The organism is Burkholderia cepacia (assembly GCF_001039005.1).
In the GTDB taxonomy this organism is placed as follows: domain Bacteria; phylum Pseudomonadota; class Gammaproteobacteria; order Burkholderiales; family Burkholderiaceae; genus Burkholderia; species Burkholderia theae.
Window position 1 is genome coordinate 62,553 of record NZ_LDWR01000029.1, and the last position, 21,980, is coordinate 84,532.

General features: G+C 69.1%; 18 protein-coding genes and 1 pseudogene. 9 read left to right on the plus strand and 10 right to left on the minus strand.

The features are described 5' to 3' along the window. Positions 1-137: 137 nt before the first annotated feature. The 3 genes from VL15_RS17805 to VL15_RS17815 all read right to left on the minus strand — a co-directional run bounded on the left by VL15_RS17805 (position 138) and on the right by VL15_RS17815 (position 2,216). The gene (locus VL15_RS17805; RefSeq protein WP_048247279.1) at positions 138-902 is read right to left on the minus strand and encodes a hypothetical protein; all 765 of its coding nucleotides are present in this window, start codon (positions 900-902) and stop codon (positions 138-140) included. A gap of 51 nt (positions 903-953) precedes the next feature. Further along, positions 954-1,562 (minus strand): acyl-homoserine-lactone synthase, encoded by a 609-nt coding sequence (locus VL15_RS17810; RefSeq protein ID WP_048247281.1) that lies wholly within the window; start codon positions 1,560-1,562, stop codon positions 954-956. Positions 1,563-1,772: 210 nt separating this feature from the next. Then, positions 1,773-2,216 carry a DUF4902 domain-containing protein gene (locus VL15_RS17815; protein ID WP_048247283.1) on the minus strand — a complete coding sequence of 148 codons (444 nt, stop codon included), beginning with the start codon at positions 2,214-2,216 and terminating at the stop codon, positions 1,773-1,775. A gap of 73 nt (positions 2,217-2,289) precedes the next feature. Here VL15_RS17815 and VL15_RS17820 point away from each other — a divergent pair. Further along, positions 2,290-3,007 (plus strand): annotated as a pseudogene (locus VL15_RS17820) (autoinducer binding domain-containing protein). Positions 3,008-3,052: 45 nt separating this feature from the next. Here VL15_RS17820 and VL15_RS17825 read toward each other — a convergent pair. From VL15_RS17825 to VL15_RS17850, 6 genes are all read right to left on the minus strand, one after another. Then, complete coding sequence (locus VL15_RS17825; protein WP_048247285.1) at positions 3,053-3,760, minus strand: MgtC/SapB family protein; 708 nt, start codon at positions 3,758-3,760, stop codon at positions 3,053-3,055. Between the two features lie 307 nt (positions 3,761-4,067). Further along, positions 4,068-5,612 (minus strand): TolC family protein, encoded by a 1,545-nt coding sequence (locus VL15_RS17830; RefSeq protein WP_048247287.1) that lies wholly within the window; start codon positions 5,610-5,612, stop codon positions 4,068-4,070. Next, the gene (locus VL15_RS17835) at positions 5,599-7,641 is read right to left on the minus strand and encodes an FUSC family protein (RefSeq protein WP_048247289.1); all 2,043 of its coding nucleotides are present in this window, start codon (positions 7,639-7,641) and stop codon (positions 5,599-5,601) included. Before VL15_RS17835 ends, VL15_RS17830 begins: the two co-directional genes overlap by 14 nt. Further along, on the minus strand, positions 7,622-8,671 hold the full coding sequence (gene mdtN, locus VL15_RS17840) for a multidrug transporter subunit MdtN (protein ID WP_048247291.1): 1,050 nt from the start codon (positions 8,669-8,671) through the stop codon (positions 7,622-7,624). Before mdtN ends, VL15_RS17835 begins: the two co-directional genes overlap by 20 nt. Further along, positions 8,668-8,961, minus strand: a complete 294-nt coding sequence (locus VL15_RS17845) for a hypothetical protein (protein ID WP_048247293.1) — start codon at positions 8,959-8,961, stop codon at positions 8,668-8,670. The genes mdtN and VL15_RS17845 overlap by 4 nt, the downstream gene beginning before the upstream one ends. 309 nt (positions 8,962-9,270) lie before the next feature. After that, the gene (locus VL15_RS17850) at positions 9,271-10,173 is read right to left on the minus strand and encodes a LysR substrate-binding domain-containing protein (RefSeq protein ID WP_048247295.1); all 903 of its coding nucleotides are present in this window, start codon (positions 10,171-10,173) and stop codon (positions 9,271-9,273) included. A 188-nt stretch (positions 10,174-10,361) separates the two neighbouring features. Between VL15_RS17850 and VL15_RS17855 the strand changes: the two genes are divergently transcribed. Beyond that, positions 10,362-11,510, plus strand: a complete 1,149-nt coding sequence (locus VL15_RS17855) for a metallophosphoesterase (protein ID WP_048247297.1) — start codon at positions 10,362-10,364, stop codon at positions 11,508-11,510. 10 nt (positions 11,511-11,520) lie between these two features. Here VL15_RS17855 and VL15_RS17860 read toward each other — a convergent pair whose 3' ends face one another. Beyond that, positions 11,521-12,108 (minus strand): malonic semialdehyde reductase, encoded by a 588-nt coding sequence (locus VL15_RS17860; RefSeq protein WP_048247298.1) that lies wholly within the window; start codon positions 12,106-12,108, stop codon positions 11,521-11,523. 236 nt (positions 12,109-12,344) lie between these two features. Between VL15_RS17860 and VL15_RS17865 the strand changes: the two genes are divergently transcribed. From VL15_RS17865 to VL15_RS17895, 7 genes are all read left to right on the plus strand, one after another. Continuing rightward, complete coding sequence (locus VL15_RS17865; RefSeq protein ID WP_048247300.1) at positions 12,345-12,941, plus strand: alpha-ketoglutarate-dependent dioxygenase AlkB family protein; 597 nt, start codon at positions 12,345-12,347, stop codon at positions 12,939-12,941. A gap of 302 nt (positions 12,942-13,243) precedes the next feature. Further along, positions 13,244-13,450 (plus strand): hypothetical protein, encoded by a 207-nt coding sequence (locus VL15_RS17870; RefSeq protein WP_048247302.1) that lies wholly within the window; start codon positions 13,244-13,246, stop codon positions 13,448-13,450. A gap of 320 nt (positions 13,451-13,770) precedes the next feature. Further along, complete coding sequence (gene gspI / locus VL15_RS17875) at positions 13,771-14,202, plus strand: type II secretion system minor pseudopilin GspI (protein WP_048247304.1); 432 nt, start codon at positions 13,771-13,773, stop codon at positions 14,200-14,202. Next, the gene (locus tag VL15_RS17880; RefSeq protein ID WP_048247306.1) at positions 14,186-14,848 is read left to right on the plus strand and encodes a PulJ/GspJ family protein; all 663 of its coding nucleotides are present in this window, start codon (positions 14,186-14,188) and stop codon (positions 14,846-14,848) included. Before gspI ends, VL15_RS17880 begins: the two co-directional genes overlap by 17 nt. Positions 14,849-15,036: 188 nt before the next feature. Beyond that, complete coding sequence (locus VL15_RS17885; RefSeq protein WP_048247308.1) at positions 15,037-17,259, plus strand: tetratricopeptide repeat protein; 2,223 nt, start codon at positions 15,037-15,039, stop codon at positions 17,257-17,259. A gap of 42 nt (positions 17,260-17,301) precedes the next feature. Then, positions 17,302-19,545, plus strand: coding sequence for a tetratricopeptide repeat protein (locus VL15_RS17890; RefSeq protein WP_048247310.1), 2,244 nt, complete (start codon positions 17,302-17,304; stop codon positions 19,543-19,545). Beyond that, positions 19,542-21,782, plus strand: coding sequence for a tetratricopeptide repeat protein (locus tag VL15_RS17895; RefSeq protein WP_048247312.1), 2,241 nt, complete (start codon positions 19,542-19,544; stop codon positions 21,780-21,782). Before VL15_RS17890 ends, VL15_RS17895 begins: the two co-directional genes overlap by 4 nt. Positions 21,783-21,980 lie beyond the last annotated feature (198 nt).

Sequence of the window (21,980 nt, forward strand, 5' to 3'; positions counted from 1 at the left end):
GCTGAATCCATGTTTGGAGACATGGAGGAGACAGGCGTAAATTTAAGGGAAAACCCGAAGCTTGGCAAGCCCCCCGTTGTAACCATGCAACTCGCTGCGATACCGTCCGCCTCGCATCGACGCGGCCGTTGCCGCACTCACATGCCGGCGGCCCGCGCGTGCGCCGCAAACGCGCTGAATCGTTCCTGCGCGACCGGCAGTGCGTACTTGTCGCGCATCTCCGTCTCGATCCAGGCACAGGCCTCGCGCGCGCAGTCGGTCAGCGCGTGCCGCGTCGTGTGCCCGTCGATGTCGTAGACGAAGCGCACGCCGACCTCGTCGTCGGCAACTTGTCGCTCGAGCTGATTGAGATGCAGTTGCGGCCCGTGCTGATGCGACAGCGCACGCAGCTCGTCGAAGTGATATTCGAGCCAGTCCGCGAAGAACAGTGCATCGCTATGGCACGGCAGGCGGAAGGCCGCGCTGCGCGACGGGCGCGGTCCGGTCTCGCCGGCCGCCGCGTGCGGTTCGCCGTCGGTGGCGATGGGCGTGTCGACGGGCGCGAGCGGGTGTTGAATCCGCCGGTAAGGTTCGTGATCGCGCAGTGCATGCCACAGCAATTCGTCGCCGGCGGCGCCGGATGGCTGCATCGTCAGGTCATGTCGGCCGTCGCCGGTCGGGGCGATGTCGCGGATCACGAGGCGCAGCGAGCAGAGCGGCTCGTCCGCGACCAGCAGCGTCGCCGCACGCGGCAGCCCGCAGACGAGCGGCGCGGCGCCGGCGGCACGAAATACGAGCCCGCGGCGGTCGAGCCGCACGAGCGGCAGCGGCCTGGGGAACGACGGATAGGCGACCGCGATACGGGCGCCGTTGGCGCTCGTCAACCCGGGCATCATCGCGCGAAAGACCTGAGACTGGTCCACGTTGGTTCTCCTTCGTTACGATGCCGCCCGGCCGGAAACGCGCGTTCCGGCTCAGGCGGCGATGGCTTGCCGGGCAGCCTGCCCCGGCTCGATTCCTAGTGCCGCAAACGTTTGCTGATCGATATCGATCCAGCACGCGACCACCAGACGCCCGTCCACCTGTTTCGGCGGGCCTGCCCGGTGCGCGTGTATGCCGATCCGGCGGAACAGCCGCTCCATGCTCGCGAACGTCACGCCGATCAACTGCCGCGCGCCGAGCTGCGCCGCGCATTCGACGACGGCCGCGAGCATCGGGCGCACGGCCCACTCGGCATTGCCCGATCCGCCTTCGTCGTCGGTCGCCGCGAACCTGGACAGCTCCCAGACCGCGGCCGATTTCGGCAGCGGCATGTCCTCGGCGATCAGTTCGGCGAACAGCGACTCCAGCAGATACGGGCGCGTCGTGGGCAGCAGGCGCGCACATCCGCACATGTCGCCGTCGGCGTTTCGCGCGAACACGTAGACGGTATCGTCGCGATCGAACTGGTCGCGCTCGAAACATTCGTTCGCCGACGGAAGCGTCCAACCGAGCTGTTCGATGAACACGCGGCGCCGATAGCGCCCGAGATCCGCTGCAAGTTCGTGTGGCAACCGTCCTTCCTCGTGAACGAAGGTCTGCATGGTGTCCTCGGATCTGTGCTTTTGTATGCATGCATTACATCGCGCAGCACGAGGAGGCTGTAACTGGTAACTCTTACAGGTTGGCGGCGCAAAAACGCCATTTAGGACGTGGTAACGGTTTCTTGATCGACGGGATTGAAAACCGGGCCGCTTTTGCTTATAAAGAGCCCCAGCGTTGCTGAATTAATCCGAGGAATGCTCGACCGGTTGTCACTGGAGCGTGGGACCGGCATGATAGGCGTCGTTGCGATCAAGCAGGGCCGACGCGACGGCGGCGGGCCAGTCGATGCGGGCGAGCCGCGCGGCGAGCGCGGCGGCCGTGCGGAACATGCCGATGTCGGTGGCCGTCGCGTCGACGACCATCACGTTGCTGCGGATGTCGCCGCCCGCGACGACGAACATGCCCGTTGCGCGTTCGAGGTACCAGTCCCAGCCGACCGTCACGTAAGGGACGCCGGCACGGGCCGCGCGATGCCATTCGGTATAACCGGCGAGGCGCGCGTCGATCGCGTTGTCGCGCAGTTCGGCAAGCAGCGATGCATCGAGGCCGCTTGCGACATGGTCGAGCGCAAGCACGGCGAGTGAGCCTTCTGACAGGCGCACATAGCCGTCCGCGGACGGGCCGGCGACCGGATGCAGCAAAGGTGAAGTCATGCGCGGAATGTAGCAGCCCCAAACGGGTGCTGAAACCTGACAAGTATGACAGCGTGACGTTGTCGGAGAACGAATGGAACTGCGCTGGCAGGATGCCTATCAACAATTCAGCGCCGCGGAAGACGAGCAGCAACTCTTCCAGCGGATGGCTGCCTATTCAAAACGCCTGGGGTTCGAATACTGCTGTTACGGCATTCGCGTGCCGCTGCCCGTATCGAAGCCGGCGGTCGCCATCTTCAATACCTATCCGGACGGCTGGATGGCGCACTACCAGTCGCGAAACTACATCGATATCGATTCGACGGTTCGCGACGGCGTGCACAGCACCAACATGATCGTCTGGCCGGACGTCGACCGGATCGACCCGTGTCCGCTGTGGCAGGACGCGCGCGACTTCGGGCTATCGGTGGGTGTCGCGCAGTCGAGCTGGGCGGCCCGCGGTGCGTTCGGTCTACTGAGCATCGCGCGCCATGCCGACCCGCTGACGCCGGCCGAGATCAACATGCTGACGCTGGACGAACTGGCTCGCGAACCTGTCGCATTCGCTGATGAGCCGCTTCATGGTGCCGAAGCTGTCGCCCGCGGCGGGTGTCACGCTGACCGCGCGCGAGCGCGAGGTGCTGTGCTGGACGGCCGAGGGCAAGACCGCGTGCGAAATCGGCCAGATCCTCAGCATCTCGGAGCGGACGGTCAACTTCCACGTCAACAACATCCTCGAGAAACTGGGCGCGACGAACAAGGTCCAGGCGGTCGTCAAGGCGATCTCGGCGGGGCTTATCGAAGCACCCTGACGCGGCCGAGAGGGGCGGCGCCGAATACGGCCGCCGCCATGCCGCTCACTCCATCAACGGCTCCGCTTCCTTGGCGGTCCAGCTCACGCTGGAAATGCTCTTCTCCATGCTCATCCGGCTCGCGATCTGCTCGAGCTTCTGCTGATCCTTCGGATGCAGCTTCAGCGTCGCGGTCACTTTCAGCCGGTCCGGCTGGTCGGGCACGTCCTCGCTCGTGAGGCTCTGGAACGACAGCGGTTTCGCGTACATCGAGTTCGACAGCAGCGTGCGGATGTGTACCTCGTCCGAGGTCAGGCAGATCACGGTGATCTGGTATTCGCGCACGAGATCGGCATTCGACACCGGTGTCGCGTTGATCGCCTGGCTGACGCCGCGCAGCACCGTATTGGTGAGCAGCACGACGCCCGTGCCGGCGATCGCGGGCGCGAAATGACCGGAGCCGGACAGCACGCCGACGGCGGCGGAGCACCACAGCGTCGCGGCCGTGTTGATGCCCTGGATCGAGCCCTTGTCGCGCATGATCACGCCGCCGCCGAGAAAGCCGACGCCCGATACGACGTACGCGGCGATCTGCGTGACGCCTGCGACGCCGTTGCCGGTCAGCACGCCGAGCGTGACGAACAGGCACGCGCCGCTCGCGACGAGCGTGATCGTGCGCAGGCCGGCCGTGCGCTGGCGCATCTGGCGCTCGAGGCCGATGGCGACGCCGCAGGCGAACGCGGTGAAAAGACGGAGTGCGAAATCGAAAGTCATGGTTGTCCTGCCGTGCAAGGAGCGCATGCCGGCTCGCGTCGCCGCGGCGTTATGCCGGAGGCGACGCGAAGATAGCCGTCATCGCGCGGTACTGTACCGCGCGAATGCGTCATTCAGTGTGAAACGGTAGGCGTGCGGGCTCGCGGAACGCGAGCCGGGGCAGGAGAACTGCGGCGGACAGGCGTTCAGGCGGCAAGCGGCGCACGCAACGGAGTGCTGCAACTGTCCACGATGGTTCCTGAAGGAAGAATGGGCGGCATTCTAGTAGGCGGCGCGCGCATGCGTCAACCGCCTTGCGGCGGTTGCGCTACTGCGCCGAGCCGATCGTCCCCGTCGCGAGCGCGAGCGCGGCGGCCGCCGACAGTGCGCCGGCGTAGCTGTCGACCTCCGCGTTGCGGGCCGCGAGCAGCTGGCTTTGCGCGATCGTCGCATCGGTTACCGACCCGACGCCGTTGCGGTACGCGGTCAGCGCGGCATCGTAGCTCGTCTGCGCGGCGTCGACGAGCGCCTTGGCGGCGTCGTGCGACGCGAGGCTCGTTTGCACCGCGTTCTGCGCGGCGACGACCTGGCGGACGGCTTCTTCCTTGGTCCGCGTGAGACGCGCGGAGGCGCTTTCCGCATCGTTGCGCGCCTGCATCAGCACGGCCGAGCGCAGGCCGCCGTCGTACAGCGGGATCGTCACGCCGAGGAAGACGCCGCCGCCGTAGCGGCTGCCGTTCAGGTTGACGGTCGGCGCCTGGTCGCCGATCGCGGGCAGCGCGGAGATGGCCGTGCCGCCGCTCGCATACGACGTCGACGCGGACAGGAACACCTTCGGCATGAAGGCGGCCTCGGCGGCCTTGATCTTCGCGCGATTGGCCTTTTCGAGCGCAAACGCGCCCTGCAGGTCGGGGCGGCGCGCGATCGCGTCCGACACGATCGAATCGACCGACGAACCGAGCGCGGGCGGCAGCGGCCGCTTCGGCAGCGCGGCGATCGTCGGCTTCGACAGCGGCGAGATGCCGAGCGCGGACACGAGCGCGAGGTAGCTGTCGTTCTGCGCGCCGTTCGCCTGCACGAGCGCGAGGTTCGCCTGCGCGCGGTTTTGGGTCGCCTGAGCGAGTTCGACGACCGTGCCGACGCCGTGCTTGAGCCGGGCGCGGGAGGCCGCGAGGATCGCATCCGCATTCGAAAGGCCCTGCTGCGCGCTGAGTGCGCGCGAGCGTGCGGCTTCATAACGGTAGTACCCGACCGTCACGTCGTGGATCACCTGCTGGTGCACGGCCGTGAACGCGACGTTCGACGCGATCGATGCCTGTTCGGCCGCTTCGACGCGCGCCGCGCGGCCGCCGAAATCGAACAGCAGCCATTGCAGCGACAGCGCCGAGATCGTGCCGTGCACGGTGGTGTCGCTCGACGAATCGCCGAGGATCGTCGACGTCGAGCCGTGGCTCGCCTGGTATGCACCCATGGCCGTGGCCGACAGCCGCGGCAGGTAGGCGGCCTTGGCAAGGCCGACCGCGAGCGCCGCGTTGCGCGCGTCGTTCCATGCGATGCGGGTCAGCGGGTTCGCCGATTCGGCGAGGTCGATCAGCTCGGGCAGTGTGTATGCATGCGCGGAATCGAGCGCGGCCGGCGGCGATACCGACGCGAGCGCCGGGGACGCGGGCAGCGTGTAGTCGTGCGCGCCTTGCGCGGACGCGCGCGGCGGGCCCGGCACGATGTCGCCCGCGGCCGACGTTTGCGGCTGCCACGGGCGGTCGGACGCCTCCGGCGCCAGATCGATCGACGACGTCGCGCAGCCGGCCAGCGCGACGGCGGTCGCGAGGGCGGCGGCGGCGATCGAGGCGGCCGGCGGTTCAGGTAGGCGCATGAGGGACAGGCTCCTTCGGTGTGGCTTGACGGGCGGCGTCGGCGATGTGCGCGAGCCGCGTGTCGATCAGGTTCAGCAGCGCGTCGCGTGCGGGGTCGGTGGGGGTGGTACTCGGCGGCGGGGCCGGCGGCGCGGGTGAATCCGCATGCGGTGTGGCTTCGTCGTCGCGCGGTTCGACCACGCGTGCGAGCCTCGCGCCAATCGCCGCGTCGCCCGGTGCGCGTTCGGCGAGCAGGAACAACGGGCCTTCGAGGGCGCCGAGTTCCGCGAGCGCGCGCCGTCGCGCGGCGAGCCACGTCGCGGCCGGCCGCACCCATGACGGTTCGTAGTGGATCAGGCCGAGTTCCTGCGAGATCGCGCCGTGGCGCGCGAACGCGTCGGCGGCCAGCGCGCGCCGCTCGGCCGGCTGAGCGATCTGTGCGAGGCGCCGCCATTGGTCGAGCAGCGCCGCGAGCGCCGTGTCGATCTGCTTGCCGATGCTGACGGGCCAGATGCGCGTGAACACGAGATACACGACCACGTTGCCGAGCAGGATGCCGATCGTGCGATCGCGCGCGAGCGTCAGGTCGAAGCCGGGGCCCGCGCCCTGGATCACGCACAGGAAGAACGCGAATGCGACCTGGAAGCCCGCGTACGCGATGCGCGGCGACCCGAAGGCGACCCATGCGGCCAGCCACGCGCCGGCGAACACGAGCGCCATCAGCTCGCCGATCGATGACAGCGACGGCACGACGAACACGAGCGCGGCGGTGCCGAGCAGCGCGCCGACGATGCAGCCGGCGATGCGCAGCGTGAGCTTCTCGACCGTTTCGGCCGTTGAGCCGAGCGACACCATGTAGCAGGTGATGAAGCAGGTATGGATGCCCGACCAGTCGAGCTGCGAATACAGCAGGTAGCAGAACATCGCCGCTGCGGTGGTTTTCAGCGCGTAGCGGATGTGGTCGGGGTTGCTGCGCGCATCGGGCAGGAAGAACCCGCCGCGTGGTGCGGGTGGTGCAGGAGGCGCGGCGGGGGCGGCTGCAGCCTCGGCCGACCCGTCGGTCGCGGCCGATTCCGCGAAGTGCGTGATCGCCGTGTGCAGGTCCGTCGCGACGACGCGCGCAAGCGGCGCCAGCGCATCGGCGGCCGGCAGCGCGAGCGTCACGTCGACCGGATAACCGCCGTGTTCGAGGATGACGGCCATGTCGTCGAGCGTCGTCGCGATCGGCTCGACGAATGCATCGGGCAGCCGTGCGTCCGGTTCGCGGTCCGCGAGCGCGACCGCCACGAGCAGCGCGGTGCTCGACGCGATGGCCTGCCGCAGCGCGACGACGTCGGCGGCCGACGACGAGCCCTCGAGCTTCGACAGCTTGAGCCACGTGAGCAACTGCTTGTCGCCTTCGCGCAGGCTCGCGTCGAACGCGGTGCGCGTGTCGCCGTCATCGTCGTCATTGCTACGCAGCCGCCGCGCGGCGAGCCGCAGCCGCTTCGCGAGCTGCGCTTGCGCGAGCTTGCGCGGCGACGGCGCGATCAGCAGGTTGACGACGATCGCGACGCCGACCGGGATCGCGACCATCAGCCACGCATAGAGCAGCGCGCGCGTTGCAGCTTCGCCGAATGGCGCGAGGCCGAGCTGGTCGAGCCCGAAGCCGACGATCATCGCGAGGATCGCGCCGACCGGGCGCAGCTTGCTCGCCGACGTCAGGTAGAGCAGGCCGACCGACAGCACGGCCATGCACGCGACGCGGAGGATCGAATAGTCGATGCTGAAGATCGCGACGCCCATCACGAGCGCGATCACGACCGTGACGAGCAGCAGCATCGCGACCGCGAGCACGACGCTCGTTACGCGGTCGGCGCGGTTCAGGAAGAACACGACGTACACGGAAATCGCGGCTTCGGGCGTGCCGTACCCGCTCGTCACGAGCACGACCAGCGCGCAGATCAGCGCGACCCGCACGGCCATCGCCGCGCGCCCCGGAAACGGCACGAGCAGTCGCAGGACTTCGCGCGGGCCCGGCGAGCGGACGTCAGCGGCAGGCTGAGCCATGCCGGACCTCGACGATCGCGCTCGCGCCGACGCGCACGAGCTTGCCGTCGGGTTCGTCGAGCTTCACGCGCACGGGGAAGCGCTGCGCGACGTGCACCCAGTTCACGGAGTTCTGCACGATCGGCAGCGAGCGCGGCAGGTTGATGCGCGCGCTGTCCGCGATGCCCGCGCCGATGCCGACGACCTTGCCCGTCATCGGGCTGCTGCGGTCGATCATCGAATAGACGGTCGCGCAGTCGCCGAGCGCGATGCGATCCAGCGACGTCTCGCGGAAATTGCCGACGGCGAACCATTCGCTCGCGTCGATCAGCGTGAAGATCGACTGGTTCGGCGCCAGGGTTTCGCCGGCGAGGACGCTGAGGCCCGTCACGAGGCCATCGTGCGGCGCGCGCACGACCGTATCGTCGAGCGCGTGCTGCGCGCGGGCCAGCGCGGCTTCGCGCGCATGCAGCGTCGCGATCGCGTCGGCCTCGTCGCCGATCGTCTGCGCGGACGCGCGCTGCTGTTCCTGCGCCTGCGCGAGCGACACGGCCGCGTCGCGTTGGCGCACCTTCGCCTGATCGAACTGCTGCGCGCTGACATAACCCTGCGCGGCGAGCGGTGCGAGCCGGTTCACGTCGCGCGTCGAGAGGTCGGCGTTCTGCGTCGCGCGCTTGACCTGCTCGGCGGCGACCGCCGCGTTCGAGCGCTCGCCGATCAGCGAACGGCGGCGCGTGTCGAGCGATGCGCGTGCGAGCTCGAGGTCGGCCTGCGCCTGCGCCACCGTCAGCCGGTACGGCACGGGATCGATTTCATACAGCAGGTCGCCTTTCGCGACGCGCTGGTTCTCATGCACCGCGAGCCGTACGATGCGACCACCGACGGGCGACGCGACGTGCACGACGTCCGCGTCGATCGACGCGTCGTCGGTGGACGGGTAGGCGGTCGTGCGGTGGTACGCATACGCGAGCGCCGCGATGCCGAGCGCGACGATTGCCAGCGCGATCACGCGGCCTTTCATGGAGGGGCGGGCGATTCCGGCGGCTTTCATGCGAATGGCCCCGTGCCGGCGAGCCAGACGAGCACGGCGACCACGAGCCCGATCGCGGTGCAGACGGCCAACTGGTAGGGCACCGTGGCGGCCCAGCCGGTCGCGACGAACACGCGGTGCGCGATGATCGCGCCGACGATGCCGACGATCGCGCTGACGAGCCAGAGCGGGAAATACGCGCCGAACAGGACATACGACGGTGCGCCGCGCGATGCGCAACCCGCGAGCGGCAGGGCTGGCGCCAGGACGGCGGCGACGCGCAGGGGCGCACGCGGCATTGTTTTTCTCATGGTGTGACGAGCTCGACGATGGGGGAGGATGCCGGGCGCGGCGCAATGCGGTGCGTCGCCGCGACGACGATTCCGCGATACGGAGCCGATAATAAATCAGCAGGATGCGGACCGCCAGCGGTCCGTCCGGCAGCGCGTTTCGGCAGCGGCGACCCAGTCGTCACGATTCTGCCAGCGCAAGCTCGTATAGGGTTGCTAACAGACTGTAAAGCATCGTCAGACAAAAGCAGGGTGACGGACTTTGTCATGCCGATGCCGTGGAATCGGTGCGGAAGCGGCCGATTGCCGCTCGAACGCATGGGAATCCGGTCAGTCTTGCCGGTTGCGGGCATCCTCGACGAGCAGGTCGACGAGGTCGCGTGCGAAGCGCGGCAGCGCGTCGAGATCGGCGACGCAGATCTGCAACTGGCGTTCGGCCCAGTCGTCCTCGAGCGCGACGACGCGCAGCGCCATCGTCTTCGCATGGCGGCGCGCGGTTCCTTCGGGCAAGACGCCGACACCGACGTTCGCCTCGATCATCCGGCAGGCCGTCTCGAAGTTGCTGACCTGGATGCGCCAGCGCAGCGTGCGCTGCACGTCGGCGGCCGCGCGCTTCAGGAAATTGTGGAGCGCGCTCGCTTCGGGCAGGCCGATGAAGTCGTGGTCGAGCGTCGCGACGAACGGCGTCGATGCCAGGCTGGCGAGCGGGTGCCCGAGCGCCGTGGCCAGCACGAGGCGGTCGCTTCGGTACGGCATCGCCTGCAGCCCTTCGGTGCGCACGTCGCCGGCGACGATGCCGATGTCGACCACGCCCTCCTGCACCGCGCGCACGATGTCGGGGCTCAGCCGTTCCTGCATGTCGATCGTCACGTCGGGATGCTTGACGAGATAGTGGCGCAGCACGGCCGGCAGGAACTCGCTCATCGCCGTGGTGTTCGCGAACACGCGCACGTGGCCTTTCACGCCCGACGCGAATTCCTGCAGGTCGCCCGTCAGTTGCTCGAGCTGGCGCAGCACGCGGTGCGCATGCGTGAGCAGCGTCTCGCCCGGCGCGGTCAGCGTGACGCCCTGGCTCGTGCGGCTCAGCAGTTTCACGCCTACCTGCTCCTCGAGATTCTTGATGCGCATGCTGGCCGCGGGCACGGACAGGTGCGCGCGTTCGGCGCCGCGCGTCAGGCTGTTCGCCTCCGCGATGTGCGTGAAGAGTTTGAGGTCGACGAGATCGAAGCGCATGGCAGTGGCGGCGGGAGGATGGCCGATTATCGCGCGAAGCCGCGCGAGGCTCCACCGGCGGCCGCGACCGGTCGTCGCGGCCGGGATCTGTGTACCATCGTGCGTATGACGCAAAGCGCGGCACGGGGCGTCACGGCCCCGTGCGATGCGCGTCGCGGAAGCGGTATCGCAACGAAGGTGAGCGTTCCATGCGAAGTTTCTTTGTCCGGTTCATTGCAATCGGCGTGCTGTTCCATCTGTACGTCGGGATGCGGATCATTCCCGATGCATTCGCGTTGCCGGTCGCGCGCACGATCGCGGCGCTCGTGCTGGCGAGCTTCGTCGTGCTGATCCCGGTCGGCATGTTCTCGCGTCGTTTCGACGAAGGCTGGGCCGCGACGCTGGCCGGCTGGGTCGGCTCGCTCGTGATGGGCTTCTTCTCGTCGCTGCTCGCGCTGACGTTGTTGCGCGAATTCGTGCTGCTCGGCGTACTCGCATGGCGGCATCTCGGGCACGACGGCGCGTGGAGCGGCGCCGCGGCCGACACGGCACTCGGCGTGCTGGCGGGCGCGGTGCTCGTTACCGCGATCGGGTTTGTCGGCGCGCGCCGCACGGCGGCGGTCAAGCGCGTGTCGATTCCGGTCGCGGGGCTGCCGGCCGCGCTCGACGGGCTGTCGATCGTGCAGCTGTCCGACATCCACGTCGGGCCCACGATCAAGCGGCCCTATGTCGAACGAATCGTGCGTGCGGTCAATGCGCTCGATGCCGACCTCGTCGTCGTGACGGGCGACGTGGTTGACGGCTCGGTCAAGCGCCTGCGCGAACATACAGCGCCGCTCGGCCGCATGCAGTCGCGGTACGGCAGCTTCCTCGTGACCGGCAACCACGAGTATTACGCGGGCGCGCATGCGTGGATCGACGAATTCCGCCGCATCGGGCTGACGGTGCTGCTGAACGAGCACGTGCTGATCGAGCACGGCGGCGCGCGCGCGGTGCTCGCGGGCGTGACCGACTTCACGGCGGGCGGGTTCGATCCCGCGCATCGCAGCGACCCCGCGCAGGCGCTGGCGGGCGCGCCGCACGACGTCGGCACGAAAATCCTGCTCGCGCACCAGCCGCGCAGCGCGGAAGCGGCAAACCGCGCAGGTTTTACCGTGCAGTTGTCGGGACATACGCACGGCGGCCAGTTCCTGCCGTGGCCGCCGTTCGTGCGGATGCAGCAGCCGGTGGTCGGTGGGCTCAGCCGCTTCGGCGATCTGTGGCTCTATACGAGCCGCGGCACCGGCTACTGGGGGCCGCCGAACCGCTTCGGCGTGCCGTCCGAGATCACGCTGATCCGGCTGACGCGCGGCGGTTAGGCTGCTGCCGTCACTCGATGCGGGCGATATCGTCGAAGTCGAAACGCGGGCTGCGCGGGAACAGGCCGGCCGGATCGCCGTAGCCGAGATTCACGAGGAAGTTGCTCTTGATCGCGGTGCCCGCGAAGAACGCGGCATCGACCTTCGCGCCGTCGAAGCCGGACATCGGGCCCGCGTCGAGGCCGAGCGCGCGCGCGGCCAGGATCAGGTACGCGCCTTGCAGCGACGAGTTGCGGAACGCGGTGGCCTCGATCAGCGCATCGTTGCCGGCGAACCAGCTGCGTGCGTCGGCGTGCGGGAACAGGCGCGGCAGGTGCTCGTGGAACGCGAAATCCATCGCGACGATCACGGTGACGGGGGCGGCCATCGTCTTCGCGAGATTGCCTTCGGACAGCGCGGGTTTCAGGCGTGCCTTCGCTTCGGGCGACTTGACGAATACAAAGCGAGCGGGGCTCGAGTTCGCCGACGTCGGGCCGAATTTCGTCAGGTCGATCAAGCGGTGCAGCAGCGCGTCGTCGACGGGTTTGTCCTGCCACGCGTTGTGCGTGCGCGCGGTGAGGAACAGTTGATCGAGGGCGGAATCGGAGAGGGTCGTCATGATGGGATCCGGGAAGAAGGCGGCCGGGTCGCGCCGGCCGGCATGGCGAAAGAAAGCGGCGCTCCCGGCAGGGCGCGCCGCGACACGCCGCGATGATAGCGTGATGCGCGAAAGCGTATCGCGGCGCGCGGCGGTTTCCTTTCATCGTCGAATGAGAGCGCATGGCGGCGCGCGGCGCCGTTGGCTAGTATGCAGGCATGCACTGTTCGCCCCGTTCATCATCCGTTCCTTCCGACATGTCGACGCCCGATCTCTTTGCTGACACACCCGCGCCCGACGTGGACTGGTACCCGGACTGGCTCGCGCAACCCGATGCCGATCGCGTGCTGGCCGCGCTGATCGGCGAGGTCGCGTGGCGGCAGGACACGATCCGCACGCCGCGCGGACGCATTCCGTTGCCGAGGCTGACCGCATGGCAGGGCGAGCCGGATGCCGTGTATGTGTATTCGGGGATCCGCAACGTGCCGGCACCGTGGACGCCGGCCGTGCTCGACCTGAAGCGCGCGGTCGAGGCGACCTGCGGTGCGCGATTCAACAGCGTGCTGCTCAACCGCTACCGCAACGGGCAGGACAGCCTCGGCTGGCATGCGGACAACGAGCCGGAACTCGGCGACGCGCCGGTGATCGCGTCGGTGAGCCTCGGCGCGATGCGCGTGTTCGATCTGCGCCATCGCGCGACCGGCGTCACGCATGCGTATCGGCTCGTGCACGGCAGCCTGCTCGTGATGCGCGGGCGCACGCAGGCCGAATGGCAGCATCGCGTGCCGAAGGCGCCGAGCGTGCAGGGCGAGCGCGTCAACCTGACCTTCCGGCGCGTAATGCCGGCCGGATAGATCGCGCCCCGTTTCCAAATCCACGAATGACCGATGCAGGCAATCGATCTCGCGTGCGGCACGTTGCCGCATGAATGCTGAATGGTGTGGCCCGATATGGCCCGGAGGCCCGTGCCATATGGGTTTCAGGCAGATTCGATCGACCGCCCGGTTCCGATAGATGAGTGAAACCTCTGATGGTGCGTCGCAACAATTATTGACTAGACTGTCGAATGGCAGAAACGCGTCGCATCCCGGCGCGACCCTTTCGACATGCCCCGTGTGTTGCCGATGCAACGCGTAAGGGGGCAGGAGCATAACGCGTGACCGTATTCGACCCTTCCTTCGAACCCTCGCTGCACGTCTTTGAACAAGACGGCGGATGGCAATGGGCGCTGACGGTGAAGCGGGCGACCGGCGTCGGTGTGAAAGTCGTCGCATTCAGCCAGGAAGGCTTGCGCGGCGAAGCCGAGGCTTACGCCGCCGGCCAGCTTGCCCGCGCCGAGTATGACGCCGCCGTGACGGCCTGACGCCGTCGCGGCGATCCCGCCCGAGGATCGCCTCTCCCGCCCACCGCCCACCGCCCGTTGCCGGGCGGTTCTCCTCCGATCGTTTTCCGTTCTCCGTTGGCGCGATGCATGCATCGCGCGACACCGCACGTCGCACGCGGTGCGCCGGCGCGCGTGTCCGCCCGCGCTTGTCGCGCCAAATGGTCCGTACCATTCGACACGTGTGTGCCATACGCGGCGCTTAACGTCTTCGCACGGCGTCCGTCGCGCCGGCGATGCGGCCTGTGCCGCAGTCTGGACGCTGGATGCCGGGCGGCGACCCATCGACAAGAACGCAGGTCATGTGCGACGACAGAACCGACTACAACCGCGATGCGCGCGGCGGATCGCGCATCGCGCGGGCGCCGGAACGGGGATTCACGCTGATCGAGGTGCTGATCGCGCTGGTGATCGTGGCGGTCGCGCTCGGCGCCGTGATGCGCGCGATCGGCGCGCTCGCGTCCGATACCGATACGGCCCGCATGCGCCTGCTCGCGTTATGGAGCGCCGACAACGCGCTCGGCGAGATCCGCATCGCATCGACCTGGCCATCCGTCGGCACGAACACGTTCGCGTGCCCGCAGGGCCGCTATCGGTTCGTGTGCCGACAGTCGGTGGCCGCGCTGCCGAGCCCGCTCGTGCGTCGCGTGACGGTGAGCGTCTTTCCGTCCGCGTCGAGCCGCAACGTGCTCGCCGAAGTCGTCACGGTGATCCAGAATGAAGCGCGCCGCTGAACCGCGCGCGGCGGTGCGCGCCCGCGGCTTCACGCTGATCGAGATGCTGGTCGCGATCACGCTGCTTGCCGTGATCGCGTTGCTGTCGTGGCGCGGCCTCGACGCGACGATCCGCGGCCGCGACGATATCGCGTCGAATCTGGCGCAAACGCGTCTGCTCGGCCGCTATTTCTCCCAATTGCAGTTCGACCTGACGAACCTCGTGACGGCCGACGAAGTGTTCGGGCCGCCGCTGCGCATCCGCCCGAACGAACTCGTGATGGTGCGCCATCTCGGGGTCGGTGGCGGGCCGACGCAGATGCAGGTCGTGCGTTACCAGCTCAAGGGGCGCGAACTCGTGCGCAGCGCGTCGCAGCCGCTCGCGTCGCTGGCCGAGGTCGACGACGCGCTGCATCACATGGATGCGTTCGCGCGTGTCGTCGTCAGCAATGATGCGCGCTCGATGCAGCTTTCCGTGTGGATTCCGCCGGGTGGATGGACGACGAGCCAGACCGTTATCGAACAGGCCTACGCGCAGTTTCTCGCACAGCACGGCATCAGCAACTCGACGTCGATCGGCGCGCCGGTGCCGCGCGGCGTCCGCTTCACGGTCACGATGGGTGCGCCGGCGGTTGAATTCGTGCGGACCATCCCGATCGGTCAATGAAAGCGCGATGCCGTCCGGCGCACGCGGCCACGCCTGGAAAGCCGTTCCGTCCCCCGGACAAAATGGTCCGTAACTTTCGTCATACGTCTGTTATTGGCTGTCCATTAGTCTCGTGACGAGCATGACCGCCGCGACCGGTTCCATCGACCGGTTCAGCGGCGGCATCGGCAAACGGGAAGGGGGCGAACGTGACGGTCGAGCACCGGCATGATGCACACGCGGGCGCGTCGGGGCACGACGCGCGCGGGCAATGGCAATCGGCGGCGATCCTGAGCCGCGCGCAGCAATGGCACGGCGCAGGCCGGTTCGACGACGCGGCACGCGAATATCTCGCGGTGCTCGCGAACGAGCCCGATCATCCGCAGGCACTCCATCTGTACGGGGTGCTGCAATTCCAGCGCGGCGCGGCCGACCATGCCGAAGTGCTGCTGCGCCAGTCGATCGCGATCGAGCCGGACGCGCGTGCGCTGTCGGATTTCGGCGCGATCGCCGGCGAGCGCGGCCGCATCGACGAGGCACTGGACCATTTCGCGGCCGCGCTGCGCGCGGCGCCCGACGACGTGCAGACGCTCGTGCGCCGCGGCAACGCATTGATCGGCCTGCGCCGCTACGACGACGCGCTTGCGTCGTTCGACCGTGCGCTTGCCGTGTCACCGCTCGTGCTCGATGCGCTCTGCAATCGCGGCGGTGCGTTGCGCGCGCTCGGCCGACTCGACGATGCGCTCGACACCTACGACCGCGCGCTGATGGTCGATCCGCATTCGTTCGAATCGTGGTTCAACCGCGGCCTCGTGTTACGCGAGCTGCGGCGCGCAGCCGATGCGCTGCACTGCTTCGATCGCGCGAACGCGATCCGGCCGGGCGTCGCCGCGATCATGGCCGAGCGCGGCCGCACGCTCGCCGGGCTCGACCGTCTCAACGAAGCGCTTGCCGCGTTCAACGAGGCGATCGCGGCCGATCCCGCGCGGCTCGACGCGCTCTGCGACAGCGCGACCGTGCTCGAACGGCTCGGCCGCGCGGACGAGGCGCTCGCGCGTTGCGAACGCGTGCTGGCGCTCGAGCCGGATCACGTCCGTGCACTCGCGAGCCGCGGCAATGCGTTGCTGCAGCTCGAGCGTCACGATGAAGCGCTCGACAGCTACGACCGTGCGCTCGCGCTCGATCCGCGCTCGATCGACGCGCTGTGCAATCGCGGCACCGCGCTGCGCGAGATGAAGCGCTTCGACGCGGCGCTCGCCAGCTACGATGCCGCGTTGGCGCTCGACGCGCGCTTCGCCGAAGCGTGGACGAACCGCGGCAGCGTGCTGCAGGACCTGCACCGCTACGACGAAGCGATTGTGTCGCTCGATCGTGCGCTCGCACTGCGCCCCGATCAAGCGACGCAGTGGCTTGCACGCGGCAAACTGCTGGCCGACATGGGGCAGGTGGACGTTGCACTGGCCGCCTACGACCACGCGCTCGCGCTGCAGCCCGATTTCGCCGGCGCGCATTGCGCGCGTGCAGCGCTGCACCTGACGGAAGGCGACTTCGCGCGCGGCTGGCACGGGTACGAATGGCGGCTGCGCGATGCGCAGTTCGCGCGGCATGCGCGGCCGTTCACGCAGCCGGCGTGGCGCGGCGACGAACCGCTCGACGGCAAGACGATCCTGATCCATGCGGAGCCGGGCCTGGACGACACGCTGCAATTCTGTCGTTATGTGCCGCTCGTCGCCGCGTGCGGTGCACGTGTGGTGCTCGAGGTGCAGCCGTCGTTGCGCGCGCTGATGGCGTCACTCGCCGGTGCGGCCCACGTGATCGCGCGCGGCGAGCCGCTGCCCGCCTTCGACTGCCATGTGCCGCTGCCGAGCCTGCCGCATGCGTTTCGCACCGACGCCGACACGATTCCGAGCCCTGCCGCGTACCTGCATGCGGACCCGCAGCGCACGCGCCAGTGGGACACGTTGCTCGGCGAACGGCGCAGGCTGCGCATCGGGCTCGCCTGGGCGAGCGATCCGGCACGACGGAACGACGCCGGCCGGTCGATCGATTTCGCGTGGCTCGCGCCGCTGTTCGATCTCGACGTCGACTGGATCAGCGTGCAGAAACCCGTTCATGCACACGACGAAGCGCTGCTGGCGGACACGCCGGTACGCCGCGTCGACGACGAACTCGGCGACTTCGCCGATACGGCCGCGTTGATCGGCGCGCTGGATCTCGTGATCGCGGCCGATTCCGCGGTCGCGCATCTGGCGGGCGCGCTGGGCGCAAACGTCTGGGTGCTGCTGCCCGACCCGCCGGCCTGGCGCTGGATGCGTACGCGCGGCGACAGCCCGTGGTATCCGTCCGCGCGGCTGTTCCGGCAGCCTGCGCCCGGCAACTGGGCGGATGCGATCGGCGCGGTGCGCGCCGTGCTCGAACCGATGACACGTTAGACACAACGCGCGATACGAACAGCGACCAGTGGGGGCCACACGATGACACCAAACGGGGAAGGGACGTCCTTTGCGAGCGCGCCGGTCGCGCCGGATTGCCGTCCGCCCGATTCCGCGCAGCTCGAACGGCTGCTCGTGCGTGCGCGCAAGGCGCATCACGAGGGCGCGCTGCAGCATGCGGAGAATGCGTATGCGGAACTGCTGGCGCTCGATCCCGAGCATCCGGAGGCGCTGCACCTGCTAGGCGCGGTGCGTTTCCAGCAGGGGCGGCTCGACGATGCCGAGCCGTTGATGCGGCGCTCGGTCGAGCGCCAGCCGGTGCCGCTCGCGCTGGCGAACTACTCGGCGGTACTGGCCGGGCTCGGGCGCGAGCACGATGCGCTTGCGCGCCTCGACGAGGCGCTCGCGATCAATCCGGTGCATCAGCGCGTGCTGTTCCAGCGGGCCGGCCTGCTCGCGCAACTCGCGCGGTACGACGAGGCGTGCGCGGTCTACGATCGCCTGCTCGAACTGACGCCCGGTTTCGCCGACGGTTATGTGAAACGCAGCGACATGCTGCGCGCGCTCGGCCGCTTCGATGATGCGCTCGCCGACTGCGACCGCGCGATCGCGCTCGCGGGCCGCACGTTCGACGCGATGCGCGGGCGCGGGCTTGCTTTGCGTGAACTCGGCCGCTTCCGCGACGCGGCGGACAGCTATGGCCACGCGCTCGCGCTGCGGCCGGGCAGCGCCGATGCGCTGTTCCTGCGCGGCGTCGCGTATCTCGACCTGCACGACCCCGAACACGCGCTGGCGGATTTCAATGCGGCGATTGCGGCGAGCCCCGCGTTCATCGACGCGATCTTCAACAGTTCGGTCGCGCTCGAACAGCTCGGCCGGCACGATGAAGCGCTGATGCGCTGCGACCGTGCGATCGCGATCGATCCGCGTCATGCGCGCGCGCTCGCCAATCGCGGCAATGCGGCGAGCCACCTGGGCCGTTATGCGGATGCGGTCGACAGCTATGCGCGCGCGCTCGATGCCGAGCCGGGCAGCACGGGCGTGCTGTGCAACTACGCGAGCGCGCTGATACGTGTCGACCGTCACGACGACGCGCACGACATGTGCGATCGCGCGCTGGCGATCGATCCGCACTACGCGCCGGCGTCGTTCACGCGTGCGCGCGTCCGGCTCGAAACGCATCGTTACGACGACGCGCTCGACGATCTCGCGCGCGTGATCGCCGCGACGCCGCGCGACAAGTTCGCGCATTTTCATCGCGGCAGCGCATTGTCCGCGCTGCGGCGGCACGAGGATGCGCTGCGCGCGTATGCGGAAGCGATCGACATCGATCCGGACTACGCGCACGCGCATTGCATGCGCGCGTTCCTGTGCCTGTCGATCGGCGACTTCGCGGCCGGCTGGGCCGAATACGAATGGCGCTGGCGCGACAGCCAGCTCGACGGCAGCCGGCGCGACTTCGCGCAGCCGCGCTGGACGCACGGGATGCCGCTCGACGGGCAGACGATCCTGCTGTATCCGGAGCAGGGGCTCGGCGACACGCTGCAGTTCTGTCGTTACGTGCCGCTCGTGAAGGCGCTCGGCGCACGCGTCGTGCTCGAGGCACCCGTCGAACTGAAGGCGCTGTTCGCGACGCTCGACGGTGTCGACGTGCTCGTCGCGCGCGGCGACCCGCTGCCGCCGTTCGACCTGCATTGCCCGCTGTTGAGCCTGCCGCTCGAATTCCGCACCGATCTGTCGTCGATACCGGCGGGCGCGCCGTACCTGCGCGCCGATCCCGTGCGCGTCGAGCGCTGGCGTGTGCGCCTGGGTGCGGCCGACCGGCCGCGTTTCGGCCTCGTGTGGGCCGGCAACCCGCTGCACCTGAACGACCGCAACCGGTCGATCACGCTCGCCGACCTGCTGCCGCTGCTCGACGACCGCTACGAGTGGATCAGCCTGCAGAAGGTGATCCGCGACGAGGACCGTGCGGCGCTCGACACGAGCGCGATCCGCTTCGTCGGCGACGAACTGACGGATTTCGCCGAAACGGCCGCGCTGATCGATGCGATGGATGCGGTGATCAGCGTCGATACGTCGGTTGCGCACCTGGCCGGCGCGCTCGGCCGGCCGCTCGCCGTGATGCTGCCGCACACGCCCGACTTCCGCTGGCTGCTCGATCGCGACGACAGCCCGTGGTATCCGGGCGCGCGACTGTTCCGCCAGCCGGAGGGCGGTCAGTGGGCGCCGGTCGTCGAGCGGATTCGCGACGCGCTGCCGGCGCTGGTGACGGGAGCGCTGCGATGAGCACGGCGCAGGCACCGGCGTATGGCGCGGGTGCCGCGCCGCTGCGGGCCGCCGTCGACGATGCGCTGCGCAATGCGCGCGCAAGACTCGAGCAACGCGATTTCGCGGGGGCGGGCAGGCTTTACGAGGGCGTGCTGGCGATGATGCCCGACCATGTCGAGGCGCTGCATCTGCTCGGGTTCGTACATCTACAGCGCGGCGATCCCGTGCGCGCGGAGCCGCTGATCGCACGGTCGATGCGGTCCGGGCTGAACCAGCCGTGGAATTTCGCGAATCATGCGGCGGCGCTGACAGGCACGGGCCGTCATCGCGAAGCGCTCGAGGCGGCCGCACAGGCGCTCGCGCGCGATCCCGGCCATGCGCCCGCACAGGCGGCGCGCGGCGACGCGCTGCACGCGCTCGGCCGGCATGGCGAAGCGGTCGGCGCCTACGATCTCGCGCTGACGCGCGAGCCGGGCCGCGTGTTGACGTGGGTCCGGCGCGGCGAGGCATTGCGCGCGCTCGGCCGGCCGGCCGACGCGCTGATCAGCATCGAACGTGCGCTGCGGATCGATCCGGATGACCCGGCCGCGCTCGCCGAACGCGGCCATGCGTTGCGCGCGCTGGGTCGCGGCGACGAGGCGCTGCATTGCTTCCAGCTCGCGATGGTCGTGCGCGGCAAGACGCCCGATCTCGTCTATGCGTGCGGCTACACGCTGATCGAGCTCGGTCGCCCGGCCGAGGCGCTGGCGTGTCTCGACGAAGCGCTCGCGCGTCTGCCGGACGACGCGCAACTGCTGTTCGTGAGCTGTGTCGCGCTCGACCTGCTGCATCTGCGCGACGAGTTGCTGAAGCGCAGCGACCGGCTGCTTGCGCGTGACCGCGACAACGTCGGCGCGTGGGTCGGCCGCGGCAACGCGCTGCTCGGGCTGAGGCGCCATGAGGAGGCCGCGCACGCGTACGGCGAAGCCCTCGTGCGCGCGCCGGCGGATTTCGACGCGCTGCGCAATCGGGCCGGCGCGCTGCGGGCGTTCGGCGCGTACGACGAAGCGCTCGCGCATTACGACCGTGCGCTCGAAGCGCGCGGCCCGCACGCGGAAGTGCTGTGCAATCGCGCGATCGCCCAGCAACTGCTCGGCCGCTACGACGATGCGCTCGCGAGTTACGCGGCGGCGGCCGGCGCGCAAGGCCGGACGGCGCAGGAGATCTACACCCGCGCGGTCGCGCGCCAGCAGCTCGGCGACTACGACGCCGCGCTTGCCGATTTCGCGCTTGCCTGCGTGCGCGATCCGAATCACGGCGTCGCGCGCCGGTCCGAGGCGTTCTCCCGGTTGGTGATGGGCGACTTCGATGCCGGCTGGCGGCAGCACGAAGCGCGCTGGGATGCCGCCGACGTGATGCTGCACCGGCGTCATGCGGACCGCCCGCAATGGACGGGGGACGAACCGCTCGCGGGCCGCACGCTGCTGCTGCATGCGGAGCAGGGGTTCGGCGACACATTGCAGTTCTGCCGCTACGCGAGCCTCGCGCACGAGCGCGGCGCGACCGTGCTGGTTGATGTGCCGGCCGCGCTGGCCGACCTGCTCGGCACGCTGCGCGGAGTGAGCCGCGTCGTCGCCGACGGGCAGCCTGCACCGGCGTTCGATCTTCATTGCCCGATGATGAGCCTGCCATTCGCGTTCCGCACGACGCTCGGCACGGTACCGGCCGACGTGCCGTATCTGCGTGCCGACCCGCGGCGGCGCGCTGCGTGGATCGAGCGGCTCGATGCGATCGCACCGGCGCGACGCTTGCGGGTGGGGCTCGCGTGGTCGGGCAATCCGGATCACGCCAACGACGAAAACCGGTCGATGACGTTCGCCGCGCTTGCGCCGCTCGTCGCGCTCGATGCGACCTTCGTGAGCGTGCAGGTCGGGGTGCGTACGCGCGACGCCGAAGCGTTCGCGGCAAGCGGCGTGCTGTCGTTCGAGGCGGAACTGAAGGATTTCGCGGAAACGGCCGCGCTCGTCGACGCGCTGGATCTCGTGATCGCCGTCGATACGTCGGTCGTGCATCTGGCCGGTGCGCTCGGGCGCCCCATGTGGGTGCTGCTGCCGCGCGTGCCGGACTGGCGCTGGCTGCTCGAACGCGCAGACAGCCCGTGGTATCCGGGCGCGACGCTGTTCCGGCAGCAGCGGCCCGGCGACTGGCCGGCGCTGGTCGAACGCGTGGCGGAAGCGTTGGCGGACCGCATCCGTGCGCACCGCGAAACGGCGTGACCGGCCGACTGTGACAAAAGCTACGGACCTTTCACGCGCGGCCGGAATGGTCCGTAACACCCGCCACGCCACTGCCATCGGGCCTTCGTATGTTCTTGTGATTCCAGCGTCCGGGTTCGTGCCCGGGCGCAACGACGAAGCGCGACAACGGATCGGCGCCGCTTTCGGCGCGATCGTCGTCAAGCGCAATTTCATAGG